The sequence below is a fragment of the Algoriphagus confluentis genome, from assembly GCF_036245625.1.
Lineage (GTDB): Bacteria > Bacteroidota > Bacteroidia > Cytophagales > Cyclobacteriaceae > Algoriphagus > Algoriphagus confluentis.
The window spans coordinates 50,031-76,759 of sequence record NZ_BTPD01000017.1; the positions used below are offsets into that span (position 1 = coordinate 50,031).

At 41.4% G+C, this 26,729-nt stretch carries 22 protein-coding genes; 14 read left to right on the top strand and 8 right to left on the bottom strand.

Translation table 11 applies throughout. The annotated features are described in order from the left end of the window. The first annotated feature begins 86 nt into the window (after positions 1–86). Genes AAA943_RS19735 through AAA943_RS19755 form a run of 5 tightly spaced genes read left to right on the top strand, consistent with a single transcriptional unit; the run spans position 87 to position 5,088 of the window. A complete protein-coding gene (locus AAA943_RS19735; RefSeq protein WP_338226092.1) occupies positions 87–488 on the top strand; it encodes a hypothetical protein in 402 nt (133 codons plus the stop codon). Between the two features lie 12 nt (positions 489–500). Next, positions 501–1,250: a 3'-5' exonuclease gene (locus tag AAA943_RS19740; protein WP_338226093.1), complete on the top strand. Its 750-nt coding sequence runs from the start codon at positions 501–503 to the stop codon at positions 1,248–1,250. A gap of 48 nt (positions 1,251–1,298) precedes the next feature. Beyond that, on the top strand, positions 1,299–3,506 hold the full coding sequence (gene rnr / locus AAA943_RS19745; protein ID WP_338226094.1) for a ribonuclease R: 2,208 nt from the start codon (positions 1,299–1,301) through the stop codon (positions 3,504–3,506). Continuing rightward, complete coding sequence (locus AAA943_RS19750; protein WP_338226095.1) at positions 3,469–4,455, top strand: polyprenyl synthetase family protein; 987 nt, start codon at positions 3,469–3,471, stop codon at positions 4,453–4,455. Before rnr ends, AAA943_RS19750 begins: the two co-directional genes overlap by 38 nt. Before the next feature lie 3 nt (positions 4,456–4,458). Beyond that, positions 4,459–5,088: a rhomboid family intramembrane serine protease gene (locus AAA943_RS19755; protein WP_338226096.1), complete on the top strand. Its 630-nt coding sequence runs from the start codon at positions 4,459–4,461 to the stop codon at positions 5,086–5,088. Between the two features lie 46 nt (positions 5,089–5,134). Here the strand turns inward: AAA943_RS19755 and AAA943_RS19760 are convergent, their stop codons facing one another. Beyond that, positions 5,135–6,268 (bottom strand): ATP-binding protein, encoded by a 1,134-nt coding sequence (locus AAA943_RS19760; RefSeq protein ID WP_338226097.1) that lies wholly within the window; start codon positions 6,266–6,268, stop codon positions 5,135–5,137. Positions 6,269–6,766: 498 nt separating this feature from the next. Here AAA943_RS19760 and AAA943_RS19765 point away from each other — a divergent pair, with 498 nt between their 5' ends. Next, a complete protein-coding gene (locus tag AAA943_RS19765) occupies positions 6,767–8,113 on the top strand; it encodes an ATP-binding protein (RefSeq protein ID WP_338226098.1) in 1,347 nt (448 codons plus the stop codon). Positions 8,114–8,384: 271 nt separating this feature from the next. Here the strand turns inward: AAA943_RS19765 and AAA943_RS19770 are convergent, their stop codons facing one another. The 6 genes from AAA943_RS19770 to AAA943_RS19795 all read right to left on the bottom strand — a co-directional run bounded on the left by AAA943_RS19770 (position 8,385) and on the right by AAA943_RS19795 (position 13,892). Further along, the gene (locus AAA943_RS19770; RefSeq protein ID WP_338226099.1) at positions 8,385–8,783 is read right to left on the bottom strand and encodes a DUF1573 domain-containing protein; all 399 of its coding nucleotides are present in this window, start codon (positions 8,781–8,783) and stop codon (positions 8,385–8,387) included. Continuing rightward, on the bottom strand, positions 8,780–9,895 hold the full coding sequence (locus AAA943_RS19775; RefSeq protein ID WP_338226100.1) for a BF3164 family lipoprotein: 1,116 nt from the start codon (positions 9,893–9,895) through the stop codon (positions 8,780–8,782). Before AAA943_RS19775 ends, AAA943_RS19770 begins: the two co-directional genes overlap by 4 nt. Before the next feature lie 432 nt (positions 9,896–10,327). Beyond that, entirely contained in the window at positions 10,328–10,537 is a 210-nt protein-coding gene (locus tag AAA943_RS19780) for an HTH domain-containing protein (protein ID WP_338226101.1), read from the bottom strand. Continuing rightward, positions 10,525–12,729 carry a peptidase domain-containing ABC transporter gene (locus AAA943_RS19785; RefSeq protein WP_338226102.1) on the bottom strand — a complete coding sequence of 735 codons (2,205 nt, stop codon included), beginning with the start codon at positions 12,727–12,729 and terminating at the stop codon, positions 10,525–10,527. Before AAA943_RS19785 ends, AAA943_RS19780 begins: the two co-directional genes overlap by 13 nt. After that, a complete protein-coding gene (locus AAA943_RS19790; RefSeq protein ID WP_338226103.1) occupies positions 12,726–13,262 on the bottom strand; it encodes a peroxiredoxin family protein in 537 nt (178 codons plus the stop codon). Before AAA943_RS19790 ends, AAA943_RS19785 begins: the two co-directional genes overlap by 4 nt. A 132-nt stretch (positions 13,263–13,394) precedes the next feature. Continuing rightward, the gene (locus AAA943_RS19795; RefSeq protein ID WP_338226104.1) at positions 13,395–13,892 is read right to left on the bottom strand and encodes a hypothetical protein; all 498 of its coding nucleotides are present in this window, start codon (positions 13,890–13,892) and stop codon (positions 13,395–13,397) included. Positions 13,893–14,726: 834 nt separating this feature from the next. Between AAA943_RS19795 and AAA943_RS19800 the strand changes: the two genes are divergently transcribed. Next, positions 14,727–15,857: an ATP-binding protein gene (locus AAA943_RS19800; protein WP_338226105.1), complete on the top strand. Its 1,131-nt coding sequence runs from the start codon at positions 14,727–14,729 to the stop codon at positions 15,855–15,857. Between the two features lie 116 nt (positions 15,858–15,973). Here AAA943_RS19800 and AAA943_RS19805 read toward each other — a convergent pair whose 3' ends face one another. Continuing rightward, positions 15,974–16,270 carry a helix-turn-helix domain-containing protein gene (locus tag AAA943_RS19805; protein WP_338226106.1) on the bottom strand — a complete coding sequence of 99 codons (297 nt, stop codon included), beginning with the start codon at positions 16,268–16,270 and terminating at the stop codon, positions 15,974–15,976. A gap of 137 nt (positions 16,271–16,407) precedes the next feature. On the opposite strand from AAA943_RS19805, the gene AAA943_RS19810 reads away from it, so the two are divergent. The 7 genes from AAA943_RS19810 (at position 16,408) to AAA943_RS19840 (ending at position 26,670) form a co-directional block, all read left to right on the top strand. Continuing rightward, a complete protein-coding gene (locus AAA943_RS19810; RefSeq protein ID WP_338226107.1) occupies positions 16,408–17,979 on the top strand; it encodes a cysteine peptidase family C39 domain-containing protein in 1,572 nt (523 codons plus the stop codon). A 464-nt stretch (positions 17,980–18,443) separates the two neighbouring features. Next, positions 18,444–19,565 (top strand): DUF4221 family protein, encoded by a 1,122-nt coding sequence (locus AAA943_RS19815; protein WP_338226108.1) that lies wholly within the window; start codon positions 18,444–18,446, stop codon positions 19,563–19,565. A 263-nt stretch (positions 19,566–19,828) separates the two neighbouring features. Next, positions 19,829–20,062, top strand: coding sequence for a hypothetical protein (locus AAA943_RS19820; RefSeq protein WP_338226109.1), 234 nt, complete (start codon positions 19,829–19,831; stop codon positions 20,060–20,062). Between the two features lie 9 nt (positions 20,063–20,071). Next, positions 20,072–21,514, top strand: a complete 1,443-nt coding sequence (locus AAA943_RS19825; RefSeq protein ID WP_338226110.1) for a TlpA family protein disulfide reductase — start codon at positions 20,072–20,074, stop codon at positions 21,512–21,514. A gap of 3 nt (positions 21,515–21,517) precedes the next feature. Then, the gene (locus AAA943_RS19830; RefSeq protein ID WP_338226111.1) at positions 21,518–23,719 is read left to right on the top strand and encodes a peptidase domain-containing ABC transporter; all 2,202 of its coding nucleotides are present in this window, start codon (positions 21,518–21,520) and stop codon (positions 23,717–23,719) included. A gap of 2 nt (positions 23,720–23,721) precedes the next feature. Further along, positions 23,722–25,023, top strand: a complete 1,302-nt coding sequence (locus tag AAA943_RS19835; RefSeq protein ID WP_338226112.1) for an HlyD family secretion protein — start codon at positions 23,722–23,724, stop codon at positions 25,021–25,023. Beyond that, positions 25,024–26,670 carry a DUF6734 family protein gene (locus AAA943_RS19840; RefSeq protein ID WP_338226113.1) on the top strand — a complete coding sequence of 549 codons (1,647 nt, stop codon included), beginning with the start codon at positions 25,024–25,026 and terminating at the stop codon, positions 26,668–26,670. Positions 26,671–26,729: the final 59 nt, after the last annotated feature.

Here is a 26,729-nt window from a genome sequence, read left to right on the forward strand (position 1 = left end):
GGGCTATTCCCCCTTCTCAAGGGGGATAGGGGGATTTAAATGCAATAGAAAACAGAACCTCATTCCAGATTATTCATAAAAGGAAAATGAAAAAAGACATCGACTTTTCTCCCGTGACGGGAGTAAAACTGGCCATCGTCAAAAAAGAAAAATCCACCGGCACCGAATGGGCCGTCTACATCATCAACCTCAACCTGATCGAACTGAATACCGTCATGATCACCTCCAAAGGCTATGGGGAAATCGACGGAGAAAAAAGACAAACCTCCACCCTTCGCCATGTCATCAAGGAATTGGGTGCGGAGTCCGTGGCCAAAATCGAACCCATAGATCCTGCCCTTTTTGTATTGACTAATGAATTCTGGGTGAGCTACTACATTCTGGATCAGATTTTTGACAAAAAGTTTATCTTTACTCCCGGCAGTTTCGACCCGGTAAATCTCCGGCTTATTCCGGAGCTTGGCCTGGTGGGCATCCTGCACGGCTAAACATGATCGACTATGGCAGATTTTTTTGAACAGCTGGGAGAAATCCTCTTTTTGGATATAGAAACCGCCTCCCAAACCGAATCCTTGGAGGAACTCAATCCCCGGATGCAGGAAGAGTGGCTGAAAAAAGAGAAACTCATCCGGACTGAAAACCCCGACCGGGAACCGGGATCCCTTTATTTCGACAGAGCTGGAATCCATGCCGAATTTGGGAAGATCCTCTGTGTAGGAGTTGGTTTTTTTCAGGTAAAAAGGAAGGAAAACAAGCTGCAATTCCGAACCAAAGTCTTTTCCAATTCGGACGAAAAGGAACTTCTTTCCGAGTTTCATGCTTTGTTAACTAAGAAAAAATGGATTCTCTGCGCCCACAACGGAAAGGAATTTGATTTTCCCTACCTCTGCCGAAGGATGCTGATTCAGGGAATCGCCCTACCTGAGCCGCTGCAGATCGCCGGCAGAAAGCCCTGGGAAGTCAGGCACCTGGACACCATGGATCTGTGGAGATTTGGAGATTACAAGTACTACACCCGACTGGAGCTTTTGGCGGCAGTTTTTGATATCCCCACTTCCAAAGAAGGAATCGATGGCAGCGAGGTCAACACCACCTTTTACAAAGAAAAAGATCTAGGCAAAATCGAAAAATACTGTCTCAAAGACGTAGAAGTCACCGCAAGGATCTTTTTGGCGATGCACCCTCAGCCCGAGGAAATGGAGCTGGAAATCATCTCCACCGAAGAATCAAAAAAAGAAGCCGGGGAATAAGCCTTGGCGATTCATTATCTTTTTACCTTAGAAAAAATTAACCCACACATGGGAAGAAAATCAAACAGAAAAAAATCGAATACCCAAAAAGGAGGCTTCCGGGAAGGCAATGATTCAGGAATGCTTGCCAAACGAATCCTCCAATTTTTAGACGCACATTATGGCGAAGAATTCAACGCCAAGCAAATCATCAAAAGACTGGAAATCCGCGACGCTATCCAAAAAGGAGGCGTGGAACCTGCACTCTATCGGCTGGTAGAAGCAGGAAAAATCTCCAAAACTCCGAGAAATTACTTCTCTTCCAACCAAGACCCCGACTTCATTACCGGCACGGTGGACTATGTCAATCCCCGATTCGCCTTTGTGATTCCGGATGATCCTGCTGCTAGTACAGGGGACATTTTGGTCAAAGAGGCCGACCTCAAGCAGGCTCTCGACGGAGACAAGGTGCGGGTGATGGTCTTTCCTCTGAAAGGAAAAACCGGACGAACCGAAGGTCGGGTCCTGGAAATCATGGAGCGGGACCGGGATGAATTTGTGGGAAGAGTGGAAATCTCCCCTCGTTTCGCCTTCGTCGTCCCCGATTTCAAAAAAATGCACAAGGACATCTTTGTTCACCGCGGTGACTTGATGGGGGCCGAGCACAATGAAAAAGTCATCGTCAAGCTCAGCGAATGGAGAGAAGATGACAAAAATCCTACGGGAAAAGTCATTCGTGTCCTCGGCAAAGCCGGTTTGCACGAAGTGGAAATCCACTCCATCATGGCCGAATTCGGATTGCCTTTCGAATATCCCAAGGAAGCAGACGAAGAAGCTAATGCGATTCCTGAAAAGATCTCTAGCAAGGAAATCAAAGCCCGAAAAGACTTCCGCGATGTACTCACCTTCACCATTGACCCGGTCGATGCCAAAGACTTTGACGATGCGATTTCCTACCGAGAATTGGAAAACGGCAACCTAGAAATCGGAGTGCATATCGCCGATGTGACCCACTACGTGAAGCCTAAGACGGCTTTGGAAAAAGAAGCCTACAACCGGGCCACGTCCGTCTACCTCGTGGACCGGACGATTCCCATGCTTCCGGAAAGGCTCAGCAACGGACTTTGCTCCCTGCGTCCCAACGAGGACAAATTGACTTTTGCCTGTGTGTTTGAAATGGACCTGAATGCGAAAGTGGTCAATCATTGGATTGGTCGCACGATCATCCACTCCAACCGACGCTATGCCTACGAGGAAGCACAGGAATGCATCGATACCCAATCGGGAGATTATTTCCAGGAGTTGACCCTGCTCAATGAGTTGGCTAAAAAGATCCGGAAGCAGCGATTTGAAAAAGGCGCGGTCAACTTTGAGACCGTCGAGGTGAAGTTTAAGCTGGATGAAAAAGGAACTCCACTCGGGCTTTTTGTCAAAGAGCGGAAGGACATCCACAAGCTCATAGAAGAGTTTATGCTTTTGGCCAATAAGTATGTAGCTGAATTCATTTTCCGAAAAAACCAGGGAGCCGACACCTTTGTCTACCGGACGCACGACAGCCCGGATTTGGATCGATTGGAGACCTTTTCAGGTTTTGCGAAGCGGTTTGGCCATCAGATGGACGTGACCAATGTGCAGAAAATCTCTGCCTCTCTGAACAAATTGATGGATGAGATTCAGGGCAAACCCGAGCAAAACGTCCTTGAGCAACTTGCCATTCGAAGTATGGCCAAAGCCAAATACACCACCGAGCCCAAAGGTCACTTTGGCTTGGCTTTTCCACACTATACCCACTTCACCTCTCCTATCCGAAGGTACCCGGATATGATGGTGCATCGACTGCTGGAGCACTACCTGGATGGAGGAAAATCCCCGGATGCGGAATCCTGGGAGCAAAAATGTGTGCATTCCTCCGAGCGGGAAAAGCGTGCCGCAGACGCCGAGCGCGCCTCCGTCAAATACAAGCAGGTAGAGTACATGTCCCTTGCCGAGCAAAAGGATTACGAGGGTATCGTCAGCGGCGTGACCGAGTGGGGAGTTTTTGTCGAAATCACTGAAACCAAGTGTGAAGGCATGATTCGGGTACAGGATATGGACGACGATTACTATGAATTTGACGAAAGAAACATGCGTCTGATTGGGACGAGAAGTAAAAAAATGATCACTTTGGGTGACAAAGTCGTCGTCCGGGTAGTTAATACCGATATCGACCGTCGAACCATCGATTTGGAATTTGCAGAAAATGACAGAAAAAAGTCTCGCCCACGCGCTTTTAACTAAGCTGGAACAACACATCAGCACCCACTCTTTCGGAGAATCCCCCACCGAACTTTACGAACCGATCACCTATATCCTAAGCCTGGGAGGCAAGCGGATCCGTCCGTTGCTTTCACTCTTGGCCTATGGGATTTATGGGAAAAATCCGGAGGAAATCCTGTCTCAGGCCGCTGCGGTGGAGGTCTTTCACAACTTCACCCTGATGCATGACGACATCATGGACAATGCTCCCCTGCGAAGAGGAAAGGCTACAGTTCATGAAAAGTGGAATGCAAACATTGCCATCCTTTCCGGAGATGTGATGCTGGTCCGGGCCTATGATTTGCTTTTGGGTACAGATCCAAAGTTGCTAACTGAAGTGATCCGTCTGTTCAACAAGACGGCAGCCGAAGTCTGCGAAGGACAGCAGTTTGACATGAACTTTGAAGCCTACGATACCGTCCATGAGGCCGATTATATCAATATGATCAGGCTGAAAACCGCTGTGCTGTTGGGTTTTGCACTACAGCTAGGAGCCATTTTGGCGGGGGCGGAAAAAGAAGATGTGCAAAAGCTCTATGAGTTTGGGGTGAATATCGGAGTCGGGTTTCAGCTGAAAGACGACCTGCTTGATGTCTATGCAGATCAGGCCAAGTTTGGCAAGCAAGTAGGCGGAGATATCATTTCAAACAAGAAGACCTTCCTCTTGATCAAAGCCTTGGAACTCGCCCAAGGTGAAGATTTGGCGACTTTGAATCATTGGTTATCCTTGAAGGAATTTGACAAAGTCGAAAAGGTAAATGCGGTAAAATCGATTTACGAAAAACTCGGCATCCGCAGCCTGACCGAAGCCAAGATGCAATCCTACTTTGAGGCCGGTTTTAAGCAATTTGAAGGACTGCACTTCCAAAACGAGGAATACTATCAGGCACTTTATGCCATCACCCAAGACCTGATTCACCGGGAGAAATAAGCCATGGAATTGACTCTGACCACCGCGATCATTGGGATCACGGCGATTACCAGCATCTTGGGATTCAACCGGCCTGAACTGCTCGATCGATGGATGTTTATCCCCTATCGGATCAAACACCGCAACCAATGGGATCGGTTTATCCTTTCGGGTTTTATCCACAAGGACTACATCCACCTGCTCTTCAACATGTTTACCTTCTACTTCTTCGGAGGTGTGGTGGAGCTATTTTTGAGGTACCAGTTTGGTCAGGGCTTGGGAGGAATCGTTTTTGTGGCCTTTTACCTCTTGGGAATTATCATTTCGGATATCCCAACCTATTTAAAAAATCTGGACAACAGTTACTATCGGGCTTTGGGAGCATCCGGAGGTACTGCAGCCACGGTATTTGCCAGTATTGTGATCATGCCAATAGCAGATATCTGCCTGTTTGGAATTATCTGCCTTCCCGGTTTTATCCTTGGGGGCTTGTTTTTGATCTATTCTTATGTCAAGGGCAAGCAGGACAGTGACGGCATCAACCACGATGCGCACCTATACGGAGCGATTTTTGGAATTGCATTTATTCTGATTCTTTCTCCCTCTAGTGCAGGGATGTTTTTGGAGCAGATTAAAGGGTTTAGGTTGTTTTAGAGAATACAGATTATTCCATTCTCTTTTTTCTGATACTTCCTGATTTCTAAAACATCCCCACAAAATCTCTAAAATTATCTTTGGAAATCACCTTAAAATCAGCCGGATAGGTTTCCAAAAAGACAGCTGGCTTCTTGACTTTCGCAGCAGGATTCCATTTAAATTCAAATGCCGAAATCCGTCCATCTGCCTCCTCCAAATAATCGATTTCCTGCTGCTGCTTGGTGCGCCAAAAAAACGTATTCGCAAACGCCCGATGGTAATGATTTCGCTTTAATCGCTCCGTGATCAAAAAATTTTCCCACAACGCTCCGATATCATTTCGAAACTCGAAGGGATTGAAGTTTTGAATCAGGGCATTTCGAATGCCATTGTCATAAAAATAGATTTTTCGGTTGGTCTTGATTTCATTTCGAAGATTGCGGCTAAAGGAATGGAGTGGATAAATGATGCAGGCGAGCTCCAATAGCCGGATATAGCTCGCAACCGTATTTTTGTCCACTCCGGTCAGTTGTGCTAACTCATTGTAGCTGACCTCGGAACCGAGTTGGAAAGCGAGCGCTTGAAGGATTTTTTCCAAGACCTCAGGCTTTTTGACTGAGGCAAAAGCCAAAATATCCTTAAAGAGGTAGCTCTGCGTGATTTCGTTAAGGATAGCTCGCTCCTCACCCCGATGATTGATGACGTCTGGATAAAAGCCGTAAATCAATCGATTTTCCAAATCGCGAATCCCATCCAAGTAGCCGACCGAAAGCTCATATTCCTCATAGGAAATGGGATAGAGAAAATACTCAAACTTCCTGCCGGTAAGTGGTTCATGGGTAGTATTTCTGAGTTCAAAAGCAGAAGAACCACTTAGAATCAACTGTACTTGCTTGAACTGATCATGAATAATTTTAGCTGTGATTCCGATGTTTTCGATTCGTTGGGCTTCGTCGATAAAAACAATTTTGGAGCTTCCCAGCAGGGTTTCGATTTGCTTTGTATTGGGAGTGGTCAGTTGCTGCCGAATCAGTGGATCATCTCCGTCCAAAAATAAAAACTCTCGGTCCTTAAGGATATCCCGGACCAAGGTAGTCTTCCCTACCTGTCTTGCTCCGATCAGTACGATCGTCTTCCCCTTAAATAGCTTTGCAGAAAGCTTTTCTTCAAGTGTTCTTTGGATCCTATTATCGCTCATTCACTAAAAGTAATTCTTTTTAGTGAATCAATTCACCAATAGTTATACTTTTTGGTGAGTTAAACTGTCATTGGACCTAAGGTGAATCGATAGGAAGCTAGGCGCCCACTTATTCAGAGCAATTTTTAGGATTGCGTTTATTTTAATTCTATCTCCCTCTAGTGCGGGAATGTTTTTGGAGCAGATTAAGGGGTTTAGGTTATTTTGAAAAAAGACGGTAGCTCTCAATTTTGACTTTGCTTCTAGTCAAAGTTGCTATGCCTAGCAGATGTTTTCTTCCTTTAGAAGTTGAGCTGGGCTGCCGGAAGTACTAGTCTTTCTCTGCTTTGGAATTAAGATTCGATCTAGGGTTTTGTCAAGCATTGCGAGGCATAGCCTCATTTGCGCCTTTTCAAAACAACACTACCTTTACTTTATTACAAAATGCAACCAATTTTACCCTTACTTTATTACATCATTTGATTATTTTTACCTTGACTTTCTGCAATTCCTGATCAAATGAGTTTCAACAGACAGCTATTTTCTTTGCTAGCCACTTGGAAATCCAATTCGGCTCGAAAGCCACTGATCCTCAGAGGGGCCCGGCAGGTGGGAAAAACTACCTTGGTCAGGCAGTTTGCTCAGACTTTTACCAAATCCATCATCCTTAATCTAGAAAAAAAAAGTGATCGGAGTTTCTTCGAAGATCTTGATGACGTAAAAACGATCGTCGAAGCACTTTTTTTGAGCAAAAACCTATCAACTAGCTATCTATCTGAGACTTTGCTTTTTCTGGATGAAATCCAGGAATCTCCAAAAGCAATCCAGTTACTTAGATATTTTTATGAAGAGTTGCCCGAATTGCCAGTCATCGCTGCTGGGTCCTTATTGGAGTTTGCCATGAAGTCAGTAGCTAATTTTCCGGTTGGAAGGGTCGAGTTCTTATACCTACATCCCATGAACTTTTCGGAATATTTAGAAGCCAAAGGGAAGGAAGCAGCACTAGCGGAACTCCATCAGGTGCCAGTCAAACCCTATGCGCACAAAATCATGCTAGAACTCTTTCATCGCTATGCGATAGTAGGTGGCATGCCTGAGGTAATAAAAACAGACTTGGAAAAAAACAGTCTCACAGAACTATCGCCTATCTACGAAAGTCTATGGAGTACTTACAAGTCCGATATAGAGAAATATAGCACCAACCCAACTGAGCAAAAAATCATCCGTCACCTGATGAATTCTGCTCCATTGGAATTGGATAAGCGTGTCAAATTCCAAGGATTCGGAAATTCCAATTACCGCTCGAGAGAGGTTGGAGAATCGTTCCGACTATTGGAGGATGCAAAGATCCTACGATTGATCTACCCTACCACCTATCTTGCACCCCCCATTCAGCCTGACTTGAAAAAATCTCCTCGAATCCAATTTTTAGATACCGGATTAGTTAACTATTCATTGGGCATTCAGGGACAAATGCTGCGAATGGAAGATTTAAGCCAAGCCTTTAAAGGGGCCTTGATTCCTCATTTGATCACCCAAGAAATAATTTCTGTTGGCAATTTAACTGATCAAAAACCTAATTTCTGGGTCCGTGAAAAAAGACAATCGAGCGCAGAAGTAGATTTGCTGATCACTCATGGAGGGATGGCTTTACCGATTGAAGTGAAATCGGGGGCAACAGGCTCATTAAGGTCATTGCATCAATTCATCGATGCCTCTGATCATGGTTTTGCAGTTCGGATATACGGAGGGGAATTGCGAATAGAAGAAACCCAAACCCCAACAGGCAAACCTTATAGACTACTGAACCTCCCGTATTACTTAGGAACCAAGCTTCGGGAATATTTAGATTGGTTTATGAGTTGATATCCATGAAAAAGAGCTGCCTACCGAAATTTACCTAGCGGTGACTCCTCTCTAAGCTGCTGATCTGCAATCATGTTTTTAAGCGTTCTTTAGGCCATTTATAATTTGCTTGAGATTCAAGAATCGTCGAAATAAAGCCCTTTGCATCCCGATGGGTATTCGGAATGTAAAGAAATGAGGATGGAATTGCAAATTTCACCCAGCGGCTATTTGAATTTCAAGGAACGATAGTAAAATCTACTCCTAGTAGAGTCAATAAAAAATCAACATTCTACTCAAATGGAACATAACCAACGAACTCCAATTTGTCCGGGCTAGTTGAACTATTTGAATAAACTATTATTTCCTTAATAAAATATCCTTTGTTCTCGATGTTATAGTCCACTCTGAAGCTGTCCTTCTCGAAAATACCGAGAAAATCGGAATTCCAATCTGGTACTGTACAACCGCAGGAAGTGGTGACCTCATAAATTTGCAATCCCCCAAAACCTTTGTTTTTATAGACAAAGTAAAAGTATGCCTCATCCTGTATTTTCAAAGTATCTAGATCGGCTCTTTTTACTTCAAATTCGATCCTTGGCTGAAAAATTAATTTTCCAAAATCTCTTGCGATCCAAACAATGCTCATGAAAACACACATGGTAAGTAAAAAGTAAAATATTTGTTTCATAGTTTCCACTCTGCTGATTGCCTAGCAAGATCAAATCTTAAAACAAGCTCGTGGCTATAATCTGTAGCGTAAAGCACACCTGATGACTCATCATAATCAATTGAAGATAAATCATGAAGAATTTCAATATATGATAACGGTTTACCGTCTAAAGTAAACACTCTGATAAAACTCTGGTTTTCTTTGAACTGATCAGTTCCCACATTTTTCTTCGCTTCTAAAACGAAAACAAATTTCTCACCGACGCTAAGTCCATCATATCCATTAATTCTTGGCCGCAAAAAATTTTCATTAACCTTGATATCTCTCCCATTATAAAAATTGTCTTTCCAGTTATCGCCATCAACAATCGAATTCGTTAAATTCAGATTGGCGTCAAAAAAATCAATACGATTGAACATGAACATTGCTTGAACAAAAACATCCTTATTAGGATGTTTGTCAAATGGCGCACCATATAAACTGTTAATAACTTCGGTAGGTAAATGTTCGATGTCAGCTATTTTTGGGAACAAATCAGACTTTTGAATTTTGTTCGTTTTTAAATCTATATACTTAATCCTCCCCCTATTCTGCTCATATATCCAAGCATTTGTGTAAATTCTCTGGTTTGATCCCATAAACAATTGATAAAATGGAAATGATCTCGCGTCAATCCTTAATCTTCGGTCTACAATAGGGGTCGGAGATTTTGAATTGATCGTCTTTGTGATATTGATTAACTCAAAATTCCCTCTTAAATAGTCAAAGTGCCATACCTTAATTCCATCCCTACCCTTTTCAAATTGACCAGCTGTAGTAGATGGGATTTCCCATTCTCCAGGACCTTCTCCCCGTACTCCAATCGAACCTAAATAATTCAATTTGGTTTTGTGAAAAACATGATAATGGTACTTGCCACTGTTGGCGGTCGTCAATAGTATAGTGTCATTCACGTAGATCATGTGATGGTGGTTAAAGTCATCGTCAAGAATGGCCTCACCTTTCAATCTCAACTGTTGCGGGAAGTCGGTCTTGGTTACCTTTGTTACCTGCTGGCTTACAACAGGTCCAATTTTCGAAAAACACACAAATCCCACGCAAATAAAAACTAACTGTAATCGTAAACGCATTGTGCTGATGTTTAAGAATTAGAGGTAAGTCAATTTTTGGAACTAGCATGGAGCTTATTCCAACTTCCGAAATAAGCTCCAACCACAAAGTGAAAGTGGAATCAATCCAAGCTAGCAGCATCGCCGCATGGTCCAACGTTGCTACCTTGGCCGGTTAAACTTTTACACTGGTTTATGACGCAAGTGTTTGAAATTCCGGAATTTCCATCAACATTGTGTTGACACCAAGAAATGAATCTTATCTCAGACTCCAGAGATACGTCCCCTTGAGACGTCATTGGATAAAGACCTAATAAAGATCCCACCAAGGCGGCGAAACCCAGTTTTGCCGCAAAATTCGTTTTCAATTTCATCGTTTTTGTTTTAGTGTTGAAAGTTTGATTTAGAATACCCAAACATAAATTCGACTCGGTGACATTTCTTGTCACCCAATTATTTTTTTTCAGAAAAAATGTAGCTTTTCGATTCTTTACAGAAAACTATCTCAATTGACTCGGAAAGACGAAGATCATCTAGGATCCGATACACGGTTCGTTTATGCACCTGTAGTTTTTTGGCCAAATCCTCAGGACTCCCAGTCTTCCTCTTTTCAATCAGCTCGATCAGGAGCTTGGTGCGCTCGTAGTACTTCAGTCCTGCCATGATGGATTGGTTTTAGGTTGAAGGATGTATCGGTAGGCCGCTGAGAATGGGTTCTCATTTTCTTGCAATTGCTGAGGAGTACTGGAAGTACTGATCTTTCCCTGCTCCAGGATCAAGATACGGTTTAAAGTAATCGCCAAGGTAGGCTGATGGGTGATCAGTAGTAGTCCGGCGCCGGTTTGATGCAGGTAATCCCTGACTAGATCCATCACTGCCCGCTCCATGCGGTAGTCCATGGCGGCGGTGGCTTCATCGAGGATCAGAATCTTGGGTTGCTTCACCAAGGCCCTAACCAAGCCAACAAGCTGTCGCTGCCCCCCGGAGAGATTTCTGCCTTCCTCTCCGCAGAGGGTAAGCAAGCCTTGACTCAGGTCCTGAAAGAGTGGAAGGCAACCAAAAGTCTGCATGACTTGGACCTTCGCTTCTATTTCCTTGGGATCGCTGCTGAGGACGATATTGTCAAGAACGGTAGAATTGAAGATCTTTTCTTTCTGATGGACGATGGCCAGCTGTGAACGCCATTCGGTAAGGGAGATATTTTCCTTGTTCAGAAAGGGTAAGAGAATCTCTCCCGATTCAGGCTGGTAGAATTTCTGGATCAGATCCACTAGCGTGCTTTTGCCTGTTCCCACAGGAGCAAAAAGTCCCAGACTTTCTCGCGGTTGCAGCTCAAAACTTACCCCTTTCAATATCTGGCTTCTGCCGGGATAGCGGAAGGAGAGATTTTGTACTGTTAATAAAGTAGGAGTTGGTGTAAGTGTTGATTTTGCTTTTTCATTACCCTCTTCCACAGGCAAACCCGCCACTTCATGCATTCGGTCAAAGGCTACTTTCGCTTCTTGCAGTTGGATATTGGCAACCACCAACCCTGCCACCGCAGGAATAATCGAACTCCCCACCTGAATCAGAGACATCAATTCTCCGAGAAGCAAATTCTCCTCAAAAACCAGATATACCCCAATCCCAAACAATAATCCCGTAAAAACTGCCACAATCACTTGGGTGAAAAAGGAGAAATTATTTCCCAAGATCGCAAGCCCATAGCCTTTGTCCTGATAATAGGTATAGACCTGATCGATCCGATTTCCAAATTCCGCCTCTTTCCCAAAGGACCGTAGGACAGGGATTCCCGTCAGCCCGTCGATGTATTGGGTTTCGTTGAGGGCATGTGCGGCCATGACCTCTTTTTGCTTTTCTAAAATAGGCCTATGGTAGCGCCATCCGGTAAGCAAAAATGCCAAAATTCCAGCCAAGCAGAGGTAGCCGATCCAGAGGGATTGGTAGAAGACAAAGGACAAGGAGACCAGCACCACGAGCAGGTTTATGATGACGGTTCCGGTGATCATGGCCACCGTGTTTTTGATCCGCAGGGAATCGTTCATTCGGGCAATCAGGTCTCCCGTGCTGAAACCTTTGAAGTACTTCATGGGAAGGCGCAGGATCTTATGAATAAAAGATGAAACAATCCGAAGATTGAGGTCCCTGCCCTGTCTAGCTATAAATACTCCTTGAAAGTAACCCAGCACGGATCGGAAGAGAAGCAGAACCCCCAAAGCCATAACTCCCCAAATGGCTTTTTGATAGTTTTGATTGGGAAGGAAGTCATCGATCAGCCGCTGGGAAAAGATAGCCGTAGAAAGTCCAGTCACTGCCATCAGCGTACCCAAGACCGCGGCTACCATCAGGACGGGTATATCCTCGGAGATGAGGGATTTGAACCAATCCCATTTGGATTGGGTCTGCTTGGATTGAGTTTGAAAGCTTTCCGAAGGCTTGACCTGCAGCAGAATTTTGGACTTCCATGCTTCAAGGAGGGTTGCCTCATCCCATGCTCTGATTCCTGAACCCGGATCACTTACCCAAAAATTACCCTCCTGATGGCCAAAGTATACCACGTAGTGCTCACGGACTTTGTCCATGACTACATGTAGGATTACCGGGGATTCCTGCTCTTTCAAATGAGAAAGTTCCGCCTCAAATCCTTTGGCTTCCATCCCGATTTCCTTTGCTGCTTGGATCAGACCAAGCAGGGTCGTACCGGATGTGGTGGTTCCGCTGATGTCTCGCAGTTTTTCCTGTGACACCTCTCCACCATGAAACTTGCTTAGGGTACTGAGACATGCCAGCCCGCAAGCATATTCTCCGAGTTGGGCGACGTGGAATTTTCGCAGTTTTCGTTCCGACAGGATCATGGCTTCAGGTCTTTAGAAATTCCCAATTTTTCCAGAATCAGATCTACCTTGACTGGTCCTTGGAACTTACCCTGCAGCTTTCCTTCTTTATCGTAGGAAAATAAAGCCGGCACCGAGCGAACCCCGTAGTGCGCTGCAACCTCCATCTGATCGTCCATTAACCAATAGACATTCGGGGAATTCTTTAAAGCGTGAGAGTTGTAAAATTCCTCGAGTTCTGTCTTTTCCTGCGAGCTGACTAGGAAGATTTGGGCATCATCGAACTCCGAAATGCGCTTACCGATGGATTTTAATTCCATTTGACAGATTTCACAGGTGGAGTTGAAATAAATCAACACCGTGGCGATGCCTGAGCTCAGTTGAGGCAGGGAAAAAGTGTCCCCTGAGAGTGAGTTCAAACGGATTCCAGGAATAGACTCCGCCCGGACTTCTGCCTCAGCGGTGGCTTCCTTCTTTTGCTCCACCGAAAAAATTAGCCAAACTACCGAAGCTAAAAGGCCCAGAATCAAAACGAAAAGAATGACTTTCTTCATATCAGGTAAAATTGAGTGTGAGAAAAAGAATCAAGACCATCCAGAAAAGGAGCGAGACGGCATAGGACCCCAGGCCTACTTTGATGGACTGTGAGATTGAAAAGGAAAGTTCCTGACGCAGAAAAATCACTATCAGAACACAATACAGCATTTCAAAAGATTGGCGATCTGCAGTGGATAGTAGAGCAAGGGATCTACCGATTCAGGTCCCAAGACAGAAAGTAGGGATAGGGGATAGAAGATGGCAAATTCGGAATAGGTGAATTCTGACATTGCCCCCACCCAGACTTTGACCACTCCAGCTAAAACCAAGGCCACTTCGGCAAAGGCCGTCACCCGAAAAAGACTTCCCAATCGGATGCCTTGGTGTAGATTGGCGAAAAACAACCCTCCATAGAGGACCAAGGCCATTAGGAAGCACTTGATTACCAAAATCAAAAAGGTGAAAATGACACTGAAGCGATTCCAATATCGCATATCCTCCAAGGCATCTAGCAGGACATTTTCTGGAATGTCCAGTTCCTTGTTGGCAGTAAGTTCGCTGACCAGCATAGACTCCACATCCAGCAGCAGCCATCCCGTCAAAAACAATGCGACCGCATAAAGAGCGATCAATCCAAAAATCCTCATAAAAATCCGATCCCGTAAAATTTAAGTCTTGATAAGGTGAATAACTAAAAGGAAAATTTAAATTCCAAAAAATTATTCTTACCCAAATATTTTTGGAGAGTTCCTAAAAATCTATAAAACTTAATTTTACAGAATAATATTCCGCCCCCCCCCTGAAAAATTAGTCGTTAATCAAGATTTTGTTTGGGGTTTTAATTAAATTCTTAAAAGAATTTTTTTTCATTTTTTTAGAATTTTTTAGCTCATTAAAAAGTGGTGGCTTTTTTCCTCCCGAGAATTGAGATACGATCAGGTGGCTAAGCAAACTTGACGGGGCATAGCCTCATTTGCGCCTTTTCAAAACAACACTACCTTTACTTTATTACAAGAGGCAACCAATTCTACCCTTACTTTATTACATTAATTGATTAATTTTACCCTGACTTTCTGCAATTCCTGATCAAATGAGTTTTAACAGAGGAATTTTGTAAGGTTAATCGCAGAAGAGCAATAATTGGGATTGCGATTATTTTAAATTTTTCACACTCCAGTACAGGCAAATTTTTGGAGAAGATCATGGGGTTTAGGTTGTTTTAGGAAAAATACACAGCAGGTCCGATCTACCCTATTTTTATGATTCCCCTAATTATTTGTTTCAGTTGATTGGCTTCTTTTTCGACCTCTCCTAGTTTTTACTTGATAGGATCAAATGACAGTCCTAAAAACTAGCCTTTTCTGATTTAAGCTGTTGAAATCCCCCTAAAAGCCGAATATTTGGATTCTATTCTAAAAATTAGGCCTAATTCTTCGATTATAATCGAAATTTTTAGCATTTTGGATTTCAAATGGAAAGTAATGATCAAACGCAAACTATCAGAAAAGCTAATCCAAAGCTGTTTCAAAGGTAAGGTAATCATCCTTTTGGGAGCTCGGCAGGTCGGCAAAACCACCCTCTTGAAGGAATTGGTAAAAGTGATCAATTCACCTTTTATCTGGTTCAATGCAGATGAAGCTGATATTTTGGAAGCTTTTACTTCTGCGGTTACGAGCACCCAATTAATCCACCTGATCGGCACAGATTCAAGATTGGTAATAATTGATGAAGCCCAGCAAATTCCCGATATCGGGAAAAAACTAAAGCTAATATATGATAATCGACCTGACATTCAGTTGATTGTCACCGGATCTTCGGCCTTTGAACTTCTAGATCAAACTTCAGAGCCGCTAACTGGCAGAAAGAGAACTTTCCATCTTTTTCCAATAAGTTATTTAGAAACAGAAAATCACACTTCTCCACTGGAAGCCAAACGCTTACTGGATACTCGTCTTACGTTTGGATTTTATCCTGATGTGGTCAACAACCCGGGGAAGGAAAAAGAACTATTGATCGAAATAGCCCAAAGCTATCTCTATAAAGATGTGTTGCGAATGGATGGAATTCGTAAATCCAGCCATTTGGACAAACTTTTGAAAGCATTGGCTTTCCAGGTGGGAAGTGAAGTTAGCTATCATGAATTGGCACAAACCGTAGGAAATATCGATTCAGCTACGGTGGAAAAGTATCTCGATTTACTGGAAAAGGCATTTGTCATTTTTAAACTTCCGGCATTCAGTCGGAACTTGAGAAATGAAATCAAAAAAGGGAAAAAGTATTACTTCTATGACAACGGCATCAGGAATGTATTGATCAATAATTTTACCATTCCTGAGATGAGATTTGACAAGGGGGCGCTATGGGAGAACTTCCTGATTTCAGAGCGACTGAAAGCTAACTCATATGCCGGGAGATTTGTCAACAGCTACTTTTGGAGAACCCACGATCAGGCTGAGATCGATTATCTGGAGGAAGCTGAAGGAACTCTTCATGCTTTTGAATTAAAATGGCAGGATAAAAAGGTCAGATTTCCTGCTTCTTTTTTAGAGACCTATCCCAATCATCAGACGGATGTAGTAAGCCGTGGTACTTTTGAGGGATTTGTCAGATGAGACACAACAGGGCCAAAGATCCCCACTTTATGACAGGGTTCTCCCAATAGTTCGGATTAAAAAATAGGCTTGAAGCAAGGCCTTTGCTTAAAAAAAGACCTGCCAGGTCTTTGTAATCACTTTTTGCCCATCTTCCCAATCATTTCCCTCAGGTATTTTAGCTCTTTTTCGACCTCATCAGGATTTTTTGAGGGGGGGGGGGGAGACAAATGGATTCCGTTTTCGGAAAGAAGGCTGACCATATCCATGCCGTATATTTTTCCCATTTCTGCAAGCTGCACCACTGAGGGCTGGGCTTTCCCACTTTCGATATTGGACAGGGTTTTCTGCGAAATACCCAGCTGATCGGCTACTTGCTGCTGACTGATCCGTTTGGATTCTCTCGCTCTCTTGAGATGATGGCCTAGGTCCATGAGTTAAAAGGTTAATCGGCTTAGTAAAAATTTACTGAAGATTAGTAAATACGGTATAGCATTTACGGATCGTTGTTTCCAAATTTATCCATTCATTTTAGTTTTCAAAACAGAAGTCCTGTTTTTATTTCTTAGGTATGGAGAATTGTTTGATGGTTTGCAAGAACATGTTGGGTGAATTGGGAATTCCGTTTACCCATCGATTTTTGAAAGAGAAATTAAATACCCATCCCGAACCGGAGTCTTTGTTGGCGATTTCTGATACTTTAGCCGAATACCAAATAGAAAGCCTTGCTCTTCAACTAGGGGAAGAAAAATTAGATCAACTGCCCTTGCCTTGTGTGGTTCAGATTAGCCAAAATCCTTTTCCCTATTTCACTTGCCTGTCTCAGGTCGCAGAGGATTGGGTGGAATACTTGGACGAAAAAGGAAAGCTGATCAAGCAGCACAGAAAAGATTTTGTAGCCCTATGGACTGGGGTAACCTTAGTGGTGGAAAAAGGAGAACATTCCGGAGAGCCTGGATATTCCCTGCGAAGGAAGGAGCAATTGATTTTTCAGTCCTTACTTTTTCTGCTTGGTGCAGTTAGTTCGGCTTGGATCATTGGAGTTTTGATTGGGTTGGATTATAATTCTTCTTATTCTTTTGGGGTGATTGCTCTATTGATTTTAAAAATTGCTGGCTTGAGCATTTCAACTATTTTGCTCTGGTCAGAGGTGGACAAGAAAAATGCGGCGATTACCCAATTTTGCGGAGGTGGAGATCAAACAGATTGCAATTCAGTCATTGACTCCTTTTCTTTTGCGGGGTTGATTAGTTTGGGGAATCTGGCCTTTGCCTATTTTTTTGCGAGCACTACCCTACTCTTGGTTAGCTCATTTTCCGCATCCGCTCTTGGCCTAATGGGTTTGCTCAGTTATTCCAGTTTGGCGATTATCCCATTTTCCCTGTACTATCAGGGAGTCAAACTGAAAAAATGGTGCCGCCTATGCCTCTGGATTTCCGAGATTTTAGTAGTGGAAATGGCAGTCAGTCAATTTCTATTGCCTGACTTAGGATGGCCTGCATTTAGAGAATTGGGACTGTTTTCATTCGTTTTCTTGGCTTCTGTCTTGGCCTGGATCAGCTTAAAGCCATATTTGATGGCTCAAAAAGAGCTATATGCTACCAAAAGCAAGTTGACCAAGGTTCTGTCCAATAGGGAGCTTTTCGACTATTTTCTGAGCACATCAAGACAGATTACTTCCAATCCTGAAGGGTTGGGGATTTTTCTAAAAGGAGCTAATCCTAAATACCATGTCTTAAAAGTCTGTAACCCTTACTGTGGTCCCTGTGCACGTACGCATCCGCTCTTAGAGCAGCTCTATGAAGCCGGGAATATTGATTTGCAGATTGTGTTTGTTCCCGGAGGGGGAGATGAGGTCAGACTCAAGACAATCCGGCACCTCTTGGGTATTGCTTCTCAAGGTAATTTAGAACAGACCCGCCAAGCTTTGGATGACTGGTATAGTCAGGAAAAGAAAGATTATGAAGCCTTTGCTGCAAACTATCCACTGAATGGAGAACTGGCAAGTCAGGAATCCAACATTAAATCCATGCTGGACTGGTCTGAAAAGGAAAAGATTAGCCATACACCCACGATATTCATCAATGGCTATGAATTGCCTTCCACCTATGCGGTGGAGGATTTGAAATATGTCTTAAACTGATAAACAGAAGCTGCAAATGCAGAAAAATATTCAATCGCGATGAATGGTCAGATGCTTCGGCTGACCTTAATGCCCGAGGATTTTATTCAATAAAATTTAATCATTATTATCATGAAAAAGTTAAGTTTAGAAATGCTCAGACTCAGCACCAATGAGATTTTGGAAAGAAGTCAGATGAAGAAGATTACAGGGGGGTATACAGCGGGAAACTATTCGTGTAGATGTAAAGACATACCTGGCGAATGGAAGGCTTGGTATAGTTCCCAAAATGCTGCAAATGGGAGTATTTCTGGGCATTGCGGATCTGGAGGAGGCTTCTGTAGTAGGTACTATTTTGTTTAAAAGTCTACTAATTAATTTTTACAATCGAAATAATTGACATATTTCAATCAAATAAACTTTATTGAATAGTAAGTAATTGGAAGGGAAATATTCATTTCCCTTCCTAAAACAAAAATTTGATTATGGATTCAATTAAAAAATTAAAATTACTTATTTTATTAATAATTCAATTGAGCTGTGGGACTACTACCGAACAGATCAAAAATTACGAGACAAAGTTAAAAATCGATTCTATCCTAATAAAAACAGATACTATATCTGTATTTCTTCGAGATAATCTCCTTCTATCTACTTTAACAAAAGATGGAAACTTTTTATACAACTTTGACCCAGATAAGTCATCAATTCAAAGGATCAATTTGAAAGAGGAAAGAATTGACCAGGAAATTATTCTTGAAAAAGAAGGTCCAAAAGGTATCGACGATTTTGTTTTGAGCCTTAATTCCTTGAATGATAGTCTATTTATAATATCAGGAACAAATACGTACTCCTTTTGGAATAATAAAGGAGACTTTTTAAAGAAGGTCAAACTTGATTACCATTTCTTCTTCAACGAAAAACTCAAAGACACCTTCCTCGTTAATGGCTTTGCTTATCGTAGTCATCAAATTTTTGCCATTATTGCAAGACATCAATCATATATAAATCAACTGATGATATATTCAGAAGAAACTGACTCCATTAACATAGTTGACATCCCTGGCATTGAAATGATAAAAAATGCATCAATAATAAGCAACTTTGAAAATTCATCGATATTTCATTCGCCAAATTTGGCATTATCTACAACGATAAAGGACATATTAATATCACATAGGACTTATCCCGATATTGTTAAATTGAATATTGATGCATTAACTATTTCGCATTATATTCCAGAATCGAAATTGTACAATAGAATACAGCCAATCGAAAAGGTGCTTGAAGTGGAGGAGGATAAAAGATTAGATGAATTTTTTCTTGAATTAGAAAAGAAAATGAATTTCTTACCACCTATTTGGGATGAGCAAAAAAACAAATATTATCGATGGGGATTCAAATTAAAAGCTGAAAATACTGATTTTGAAAACCCAAGTTATAACAATTATATTTTTGAAATGGATAGTAATTTTATGATCGTTAAAGAAATGAAACTACCCGAAATAACCACTAGACCTTATCGAGTTTTTCTTAAAGAAAATAAACTTTATGTTTATAAAAACATCAAAGACGAACTTATGTTTATTAGGATTTGGTTAGAATAAAAACATAAAAGGAAAAGAAATATTTATTCTTCCATTTATTGGAAAATAGATCAATAAAACAAATAAATAAAGTAAACAAATCCAAGAATAAAAAAATTCAATAGCGATGAATGGTCAGATGCCTTGGCTGACCTTAATGCCCGAGGATTTTATTCTATACAAATTAATCATTATTGTTATGAAAAAGTTAAGTCTAGAAATGCTCCGACTCAGCACCAATGAAATTTTGGAAAGAAGTCAGATGAAGAAGATTACTGGGGGATATGGATCAGGCGGACCTTGTTGTATTCATTTACGAAGTTCTAGTAGTGGTGCATATCTTGGAAAAAGTTGTGACCAATCTTTGGAAGCTGCGAGAGGGGCGTGGTTCATGGGTACGCATTATAGTAATGGGACCTATGCATCAGGTTATTGCTGCGCAAGTTGTTAAATTAAATTCATTTGGTTTCGCTTTGGATGTTAAAGCGAAACCAAACCTTGCCCTTGATGAAAAATAAATTACTCTTATGAAATTTAGAATAACCTTCCTTTTTCTTCTATTAGTGGCTTGTACTGAACCCGAAGATAAGTCTTTTCAAAATACCGTAAAATTTAATAATCAAAATCCCAATATGATTATGATTATTAATAGTTCAGATAAAATACCTCCATATATTATTAGTAAGGAGCTCACATTTGAAGAACTTTTAAAAGGAGAGGTGTATTCCGACACTATTTATAGCCCAGACACATTATTTTTCCAATTAAATGAGAGTGTCCAATTGATTGACGTAACTCCGACAGATGAATATTACCCACAATCATTTCTAGTCAAAACTGGAGACACTTTAGACGTACAGTATATAAATAGTAAAATCAATGTAAATCGAATTGAAAATGGTAAGTTTATCCCATTAAAATGGGATCTCACTCAGATTATACCCAAGTCCAAAAAATTCTTGTATTTAGACTCCATTGAAAGCTTCTTTTTAAAAGAAGAAATAACAGGAAGTTTGAAATTTTTTCTTCCTAATGTAAAAAACAAAGATGAATGGAGTTTTAAACTTCCAGAATATCTTAAACTGATTGATGAAAATTATTCGGCTGTAGTTGATTCCCTAAATAAATATGAGAATTCTCTAAACAATTTATATTCTCAATTAATCAAGAAAGATCAAGTTCAACGTATAAACAATGTGTTAAACATCGTAAATAATAAGGAAGAAACTGAGAAATTCTATTCAAAATATCTAATTCCTGAGAACTTCAGAAACAGATATTTGTCTAGCATATATGGAATTTATTACATGGATAAATTTCATTTTAATAAAGATATCACCTTGACTGAAGCATATGACAGAGGATTTCCTGAATATCCTAAGGAAATTGCTAGATACTTTAAGTTTAGATTAGTTTCTTCGATGATTATTAAAAAATACAGAAAAGAAACTGTATTTGAATTTTTAGATAAATACAAGGAAGAGTATGGAGATTTCTCTCCTTTAGAAAATATTCTAAGTGAGATGGAATATGGAATTCAGACATCAACGGATCTTGCACTGATCGATTATCAATCTAATGATTCTAAATGGGAAGAGATAAAGAAAAAATGGAAAGGGAAAATAATTTATGTGGATTTTTGGGCTAGTTGGTGCGCCCCATGTTTGCGAGCAATGCCGTATTCCAAAGAGCTGAAAGAAAAATTAGCAGGCAAAGAGATTGTCTTTGTCTATTTGGCATTGAATGATAGGGAAGATTTATGGAGAAATAGTACCCAGAGAAATCAGATTATTGAAAACAACTTTTTTATCAAAAACTCCAAAAGTTCAGAGTTCATCTCTAATTACAATATAAATGCTATTCCAAGATATATGATTTTCGATAAAAATGGAATGCTGATTCATGAAGATGCGCCCGGTCCCGATACAAAAGAGGCTTTTGAAATTTTAACTGAACTACTTAAGCTTTAAGCTTTGAAAACCACCTTTCCCCATTACAAACAACCTGACTCCAAAGACTGTGGACCCACTTGCTTGCGGATAATCGCAAAGCACTATGGGAAGCTTATTTCCTTAAAAGAAATTCGTGAAATATCGGAGACCACTCGGGAAGGAAGCAGCCTATTGAAGCTCAGTGATGCAGCTGAAGGGATGGGGTTTAAGACCATCGGTGCCAAGTTAAGCTTTGAAAAGTTGATTCAGGCTCCTTTACCCTTAATTGTCCATTGGGACAAGCAGCACTTTGTGGTGGTGTATCGAATCAGAAAAGATACCGTCTATATTTCTGATCCTGCCTATGGTTTGATTTCGTATTCCAAGGGCGAGTTTATCTCCCGGTGGATCGGTAATAATGCCACTGAGCATACTCAGGAAGGGGTCACGCTTTTACTGGAGCCTACTCCAGCCTTCCGAAAAATGAAATGGGAGGAAAAAGAAAAACGATCCCTTGGTTTCCTCTTCAACTACCTCTTCCAGTATAAAAACTTAATTGCTCAGTTGGGCATAGGCCTGCTGGTAGGTAGTTTGTTGCAGCTGATTTTTCCTTTCCTGACGCAAAGCATTGTGGATGTGGGAATCCAAAATCAGGACATCAATTTTATTTACTTGGTTCTCTTTGCACAGATTATGCTGTTTTTAGGCAGAATGAGTGTGGAAGTAACTCGAAGCTGGATTTTACTTCACCTGACGACTAGGATTAATATTTCTTTGGTTTCTGACTTTTTCATCAAGCTGATGAACCTGCCCATTTCTTACTTTGATACTCGGATGACCGGGGATATCATGCAGCAAATAGGCGATCATCGCAGGATTGAGAACCTTTTGACTGGAACCACACTCAACACCCTATTTTCTTTCTTCAATTTAATCGTTTTTGGCGCTGTTTTGGTCTATTACAGCATTACTATTTTTTTGATCTTTCTTGGCGGTAGTGTGCTATACCTTGTTTGGGTCTTGTTTTTTATGAAGCGACGCAGAGAACTCGATTACAAGCGGTTTGCTCAGTTGAGTCAGGAACAAAGCACTGTGATTGAGCTCATCAATGGCATGCAGGAAATCAAAATGCACAATGCCGAAACCCAAAAGCGGTGGAGTTGGGAATTTGTACAAGCCAGATTGTTTCAGGTATCCATTCAATCCTTATCACTAGAGCAGACCCAGCAGGTAGGCTCATCCGTGATCAACGAACTCAAAAATATCCTGATCACTTTTACTTCTGCCATGCTCGTGATCGAAGGAAACCTGACCTTGGGGATGATGCTCGCTCTTCAATACATCATCGGACAGTTGAATGGCCCCATTAATGAATTGGTAGGGTTTGTCCGATCGTTCCAAGATGCAACAATCAGCTTGGAGCGACTTAATGAAATCCATGATAAGGAAGATGAGGAAAGTGTGAAGGCACAGTTGGTCAGAACAGTTGAACCTAGTGAGACCATGGAAGCAAAAAACCTGTCCTTTCGCTATGTAGGTGCTGATGAGGCAGTTCTTACCGGGATTAACCTACACATCCAGCCGAAAAAAGTCACGGCGATAGTTGGTGCAAGCGGTAGCGGCAAGACCACTTTAATGAAGCTATTGCTTAAATTCTATGAGCCGAGCTCTGGGGAAATCCGCTATGGTAAGCATGACCTTAAAACTGTCAGCCCAAAAAGTTGGAGGGAACAGTGCGGGGTGGTGATGCAGGAAGGCTATGTATTCAACGATACCATAGCAGCAAATATCGCAGTGGGTCAAGATTTCATTGATCAGGAAAGGTTGCTAGAAGCTGCTCGTATCGCCAATATCCTGGAATTTATCCAGTCTTTACCGCTTGGGTTCAATACCAAAATTGGCAATGAAGGAGTGGGAATGAGTACAGGGCAGAAGCAACGCCTATTTATTGCCCGGGCTATATACAAAAATCCGGCTATGCTCTTTTTTGACGAAGCTACCTCGGCTTTGGACGCAAAAAATGAACGCCAGGTCATGGAAAATCTCCAAAAGTTTATGCAGGGCAAAACGGTTTTTATCATTGCCCACCGATTGAGTACGGTCCGTAATGCGGATCAGATCATTGTAATCGATCGGGGTAAAATTGTTGAACAAGGGCCCCATGTAGAATTGGTTCACGCCAAAGGCATCTATTATGACCTGGTGAAAAATCAGTTGGAATTGGAAAAAATTATCTCAAACTGATCATGCCTGTAATTAGCCAAAACGATAATCTTAACCTTCGGTCTGAAGAAGTCCAGGAGATTATTTCCCGGCCCCCGGCTTGGTTGATTCGATGGGGCATTACATTGATATTCATCCTCCTTTCTCTTTTAATAGGATTATCCTTTTTGATCCGATATCCTGATTTTGTAGAAGCTAAAGTATTGGTCACTACTGCCGACCCAACAGAACGTATAGCTGCCCGTGTTACTGGACAGATAGAGCACCTTTTTATCAAAAATGGAGATCAGGTAAAAATCGGACAGCCCTTAGCGGGTATCAAGAGTACAGCTAGGTTGGAAGATGTTCTGTTTCTGAAAACTACCTTAGAAAAAGAGCCCTTTGGTAAGGAAAATGATTTTTTATTTCCTGTTGAATTACTTGCCGAGTTGGTTTTAGGGGAGGTGGGATTATCGTTTTTGGAATTCGAAAGGAATTATTTGGAGTATCGATTGATCAGGGAGTTACAGCCCTTTGCAGGACAGTTGGAGGGCACCAAAGCATCCATAGAGGAAATCAAAAAACGGATCAGCAGTCAGCAATCCCAAAAAGAATTACTTAGCAGAAGACTTTCCTTAGCCAAAATCGACTACGAGCGTAACAGAAACCTCCATCAGGATGGGGTCATTGCAGACAAGGATTTTGAATCCCGTGAAATGGAATATTTGCAGATGGAAGAACAGGTCAACCAAATGGCCATATCCATTTCTCAATTGCAGGAAACACTGAACACGGCAAATCAAACGATTAAAAACACCAACATCAATCGGGAAGAAGAGGAAGCGAGGTCTATGAAAGCCCTGATCCAATCCTACCAAGGATTAAAGCGGAGTTTACGGGATTGGGAATATTTGTATCTGATGAAATCTTCCATTGATGGAGTAGTCAGCTTCCAAAAAGTATGGGGTGCCAATCAGCAAGTCAATTCAGGGGAACTAGTGTTTACCGTATTACCGGACAATAAATCAGCACTGATGGGTGCAATGAAAATAGCGGCTCAAAATGCCGGAAAAGTGAGCATGGACCAAAAAGTCTTGATCAAATTGGACAATTATCCATTTCAAGAATATGGGGCTTTGATCGGGAGGATTTCAAGCATTTCGGTGTCTCCGGATGAAGAGTTCAACTATTTGGTATATGCCACGCTACCCGAAGGAACCCTGACTTCTTTCAAAAGGGAAATTCCATTTACCCAAGAACTCTTGGGAAATGCTGAAATCATCACCGAAGAACTGAGTGTGGCAGAGCGCCTATTTTTCAAGTTCAGGTCAATAATGGTGTACTAGATGAAGATTGTTCACACATTTTGGATTGATGAGGGAAAAGACCCCTTGAAAGATAGTTTTGGGTGGTGCAGTGCTCCGTATCATTTGATGAGTTGGGCGCTGAGTTGCTTACAGCTTCGTCAATTTTATGAAAATCTAGAATTGATCACTGACAAAAAAGGGAAAGAGTTACTGATTGACCAGTTGAACTTACCTTATAAAAAGGTGAGAATTGAATTGGATGATTTGGACTTAGGTGAGATTCCCGTCTTATGGGTGATGAAAAAAATCTACTCCTATACCTTACATGAGGAACCTTTCCTCAATGTTGACGGAGACGTATATGTTTATGCCCCATTTCCTAGTGAACTTCTTTCTAGCCAACTGATTGCCCAGAATATCGAGCAAGATTTTGATTATTATAAAGAGTTGGTCGGACTTGTAGGGAATACTTTTCCATTTGTTCCAAAGCCAATTAAAGAACAAATAGATAAGAAAAAGGAAATTCAGGCCAGTAATGCGGGGATTCTTGGAGGGAAAAATCACGCGTTTTTTAAAGACTATTTTCAAATGGTCGAGCAATTTATAACTGTTAACCAAGACCAGATTAAAGCCTTAAACCCAATGCAAATTAGGGATTTTAACCAGCTAGTTGAGCAGTATATTTTCCATTGCCTGAGTAATGATCAAGGGATTGAGGTAAACTACCTGTTGGATCCTGTTTACGACCCCTCTTACATGGAAGTATTTGGGAATTTTCATCACTTACCAACCAAATCTTCCTATATCCATACCTTAGGAGATTATAAGAAAAATGGGTGGGTTTGTGACCAGCTAGCCCATCGATTACGGCTTGATTATCCGGATTATTATCGGAGAATTTCTGATCTCTTCGAATCAGACCAAAAATCACACTCAGAAAAAACTCATCCTGTAAGCAAAAAAGATCCCTATGATAAAATTTCATCCTATTCAAAGGACTATTTAGCAAAATCTGAAAAGGAACAATTTTATAGAACTGATCGAATGCTAACCGCCATTTGTGAAAAAGAGGGAATTGCCTGGGATAGAACAAAATTCACAATTCAGGAATTTAAAGACTATCTGGAAAGCATCTCCAATATCACCCCTTGGAAAAGAATACTAAACGATGTTTATGAGTTTGAAGAAGAAAAGCTTAGACTAATCAGATCCCTCCTTCAATACAAACTCGAAGAGGAGAAAGCGTTTTCTGCCATTCAATTGGCCAATGAAGCTTTGAAGGATCCTAACTGGCAAGAAAAGGCCGAGCTAAAATTGGCAGCCAATTGCAAAACCATCATTTCAGAATGGGATTGGTCTCAAAACTCTGTTTTATTTACCCAAATTAAAATGAATTCAATAGAGGAAAACCTACTGCCTCCTCCCCATTTCTATCAAACCTTATTACTTTGGGATCAGCACCATACAGAAATAATAGAATACCTAGTAGGCCCCATTGCCTCCTATCTTTTATCAGTCCTTTCAGAGGACAGCTTTATTCAAATGACTGATTTATCCGAAAAGGTATGTTCTTTTTTTCAGCTAGCAAACAAAGATCAGGTTATGGATTTATTGGATGAAGAGATACGGTTTTTAGCCTACAGCGGGGTGATCCATCTAAGTGGAAAGGATTACCTAATTCAGTAAAAACTTACTGAAAATTAGAAATATCTTACTAGGCATTAGCTAATTAAGTAAATAATTTT

Coding starts and splice junctions, on each gene's coding strand:
- AAA943_RS19805 (WP_338226106.1), bottom strand. CDS start 16,270: ATGGACCTAGGCCATCATCTCAAGAGAGCGAGAGAATCCAAACGGATC.
- AAA943_RS19780 (WP_338226101.1), bottom strand. CDS start 10,537: ATGGCAGGACTGAAGTACTACGAGCGCACCAAGCTCCTGATCGAGCTG.
- AAA943_RS19825 (WP_338226110.1), top strand. CDS start 20,072: ATGAAATTTAGAATAACCTTCCTTTTTCTTCTATTAGTGGCTTGTACT.
- AAA943_RS19810 (WP_338226107.1), top strand. CDS start 16,408: ATGGAGAATTGTTTGATGGTTTGCAAGAACATGTTGGGTGAATTGGGA.
- AAA943_RS19815 (WP_338226108.1), top strand. CDS start 18,444: ATGGATTCAATTAAAAAATTAAAATTACTTATTTTATTAATAATTCAA.
- AAA943_RS19740 (WP_338226093.1), top strand. CDS start 501: ATGGCAGATTTTTTTGAACAGCTGGGAGAAATCCTCTTTTTGGATATA.
- AAA943_RS19775 (WP_338226100.1), bottom strand. CDS start 9,895: ATGCGTTTACGATTACAGTTAGTTTTTATTTGCGTGGGATTTGTGTGT.
- AAA943_RS19750 (WP_338226095.1), top strand. CDS start 3,469: ATGACAGAAAAAAGTCTCGCCCACGCGCTTTTAACTAAGCTGGAACAA.
- AAA943_RS19835 (WP_338226112.1), top strand. CDS start 23,722: ATGCCTGTAATTAGCCAAAACGATAATCTTAACCTTCGGTCTGAAGAA.
- rnr (WP_338226094.1), top strand. CDS start 1,299: ATGGGAAGAAAATCAAACAGAAAAAAATCGAATACCCAAAAAGGAGGC.
- AAA943_RS19785 (WP_338226102.1), bottom strand. CDS start 12,729: ATGATCCTGTCGGAACGAAAACTGCGAAAATTCCACGTCGCCCAACTC.
- AAA943_RS19820 (WP_338226109.1), top strand. CDS start 19,829: ATGGATCAGGCGGACCTTGTTGTATTCATTTACGAAGTTCTAGTAGTG.
- AAA943_RS19770 (WP_338226099.1), bottom strand. CDS start 8,783: ATGAAACAAATATTTTACTTTTTACTTACCATGTGTGTTTTCATGAGC.
- AAA943_RS19735 (WP_338226092.1), top strand. CDS start 87: ATGAAAAAAGACATCGACTTTTCTCCCGTGACGGGAGTAAAACTGGCC.
- AAA943_RS19765 (WP_338226098.1), top strand. CDS start 6,767: ATGAGTTTCAACAGACAGCTATTTTCTTTGCTAGCCACTTGGAAATCC.
- AAA943_RS19790 (WP_338226103.1), bottom strand. CDS start 13,262: ATGAAGAAAGTCATTCTTTTCGTTTTGATTCTGGGCCTTTTAGCTTCG.
- AAA943_RS19795 (WP_338226104.1), bottom strand. CDS start 13,892: ATGAGGATTTTTGGATTGATCGCTCTTTATGCGGTCGCATTGTTTTTG.
- AAA943_RS19840 (WP_338226113.1), top strand. CDS start 25,024: ATGAAGATTGTTCACACATTTTGGATTGATGAGGGAAAAGACCCCTTG.
- AAA943_RS19800 (WP_338226105.1), top strand. CDS start 14,727: ATGATCAAACGCAAACTATCAGAAAAGCTAATCCAAAGCTGTTTCAAA.
- AAA943_RS19755 (WP_338226096.1), top strand. CDS start 4,459: ATGGAATTGACTCTGACCACCGCGATCATTGGGATCACGGCGATTACC.
- AAA943_RS19760 (WP_338226097.1), bottom strand. CDS start 6,268: ATGAGCGATAATAGGATCCAAAGAACACTTGAAGAAAAGCTTTCTGCA.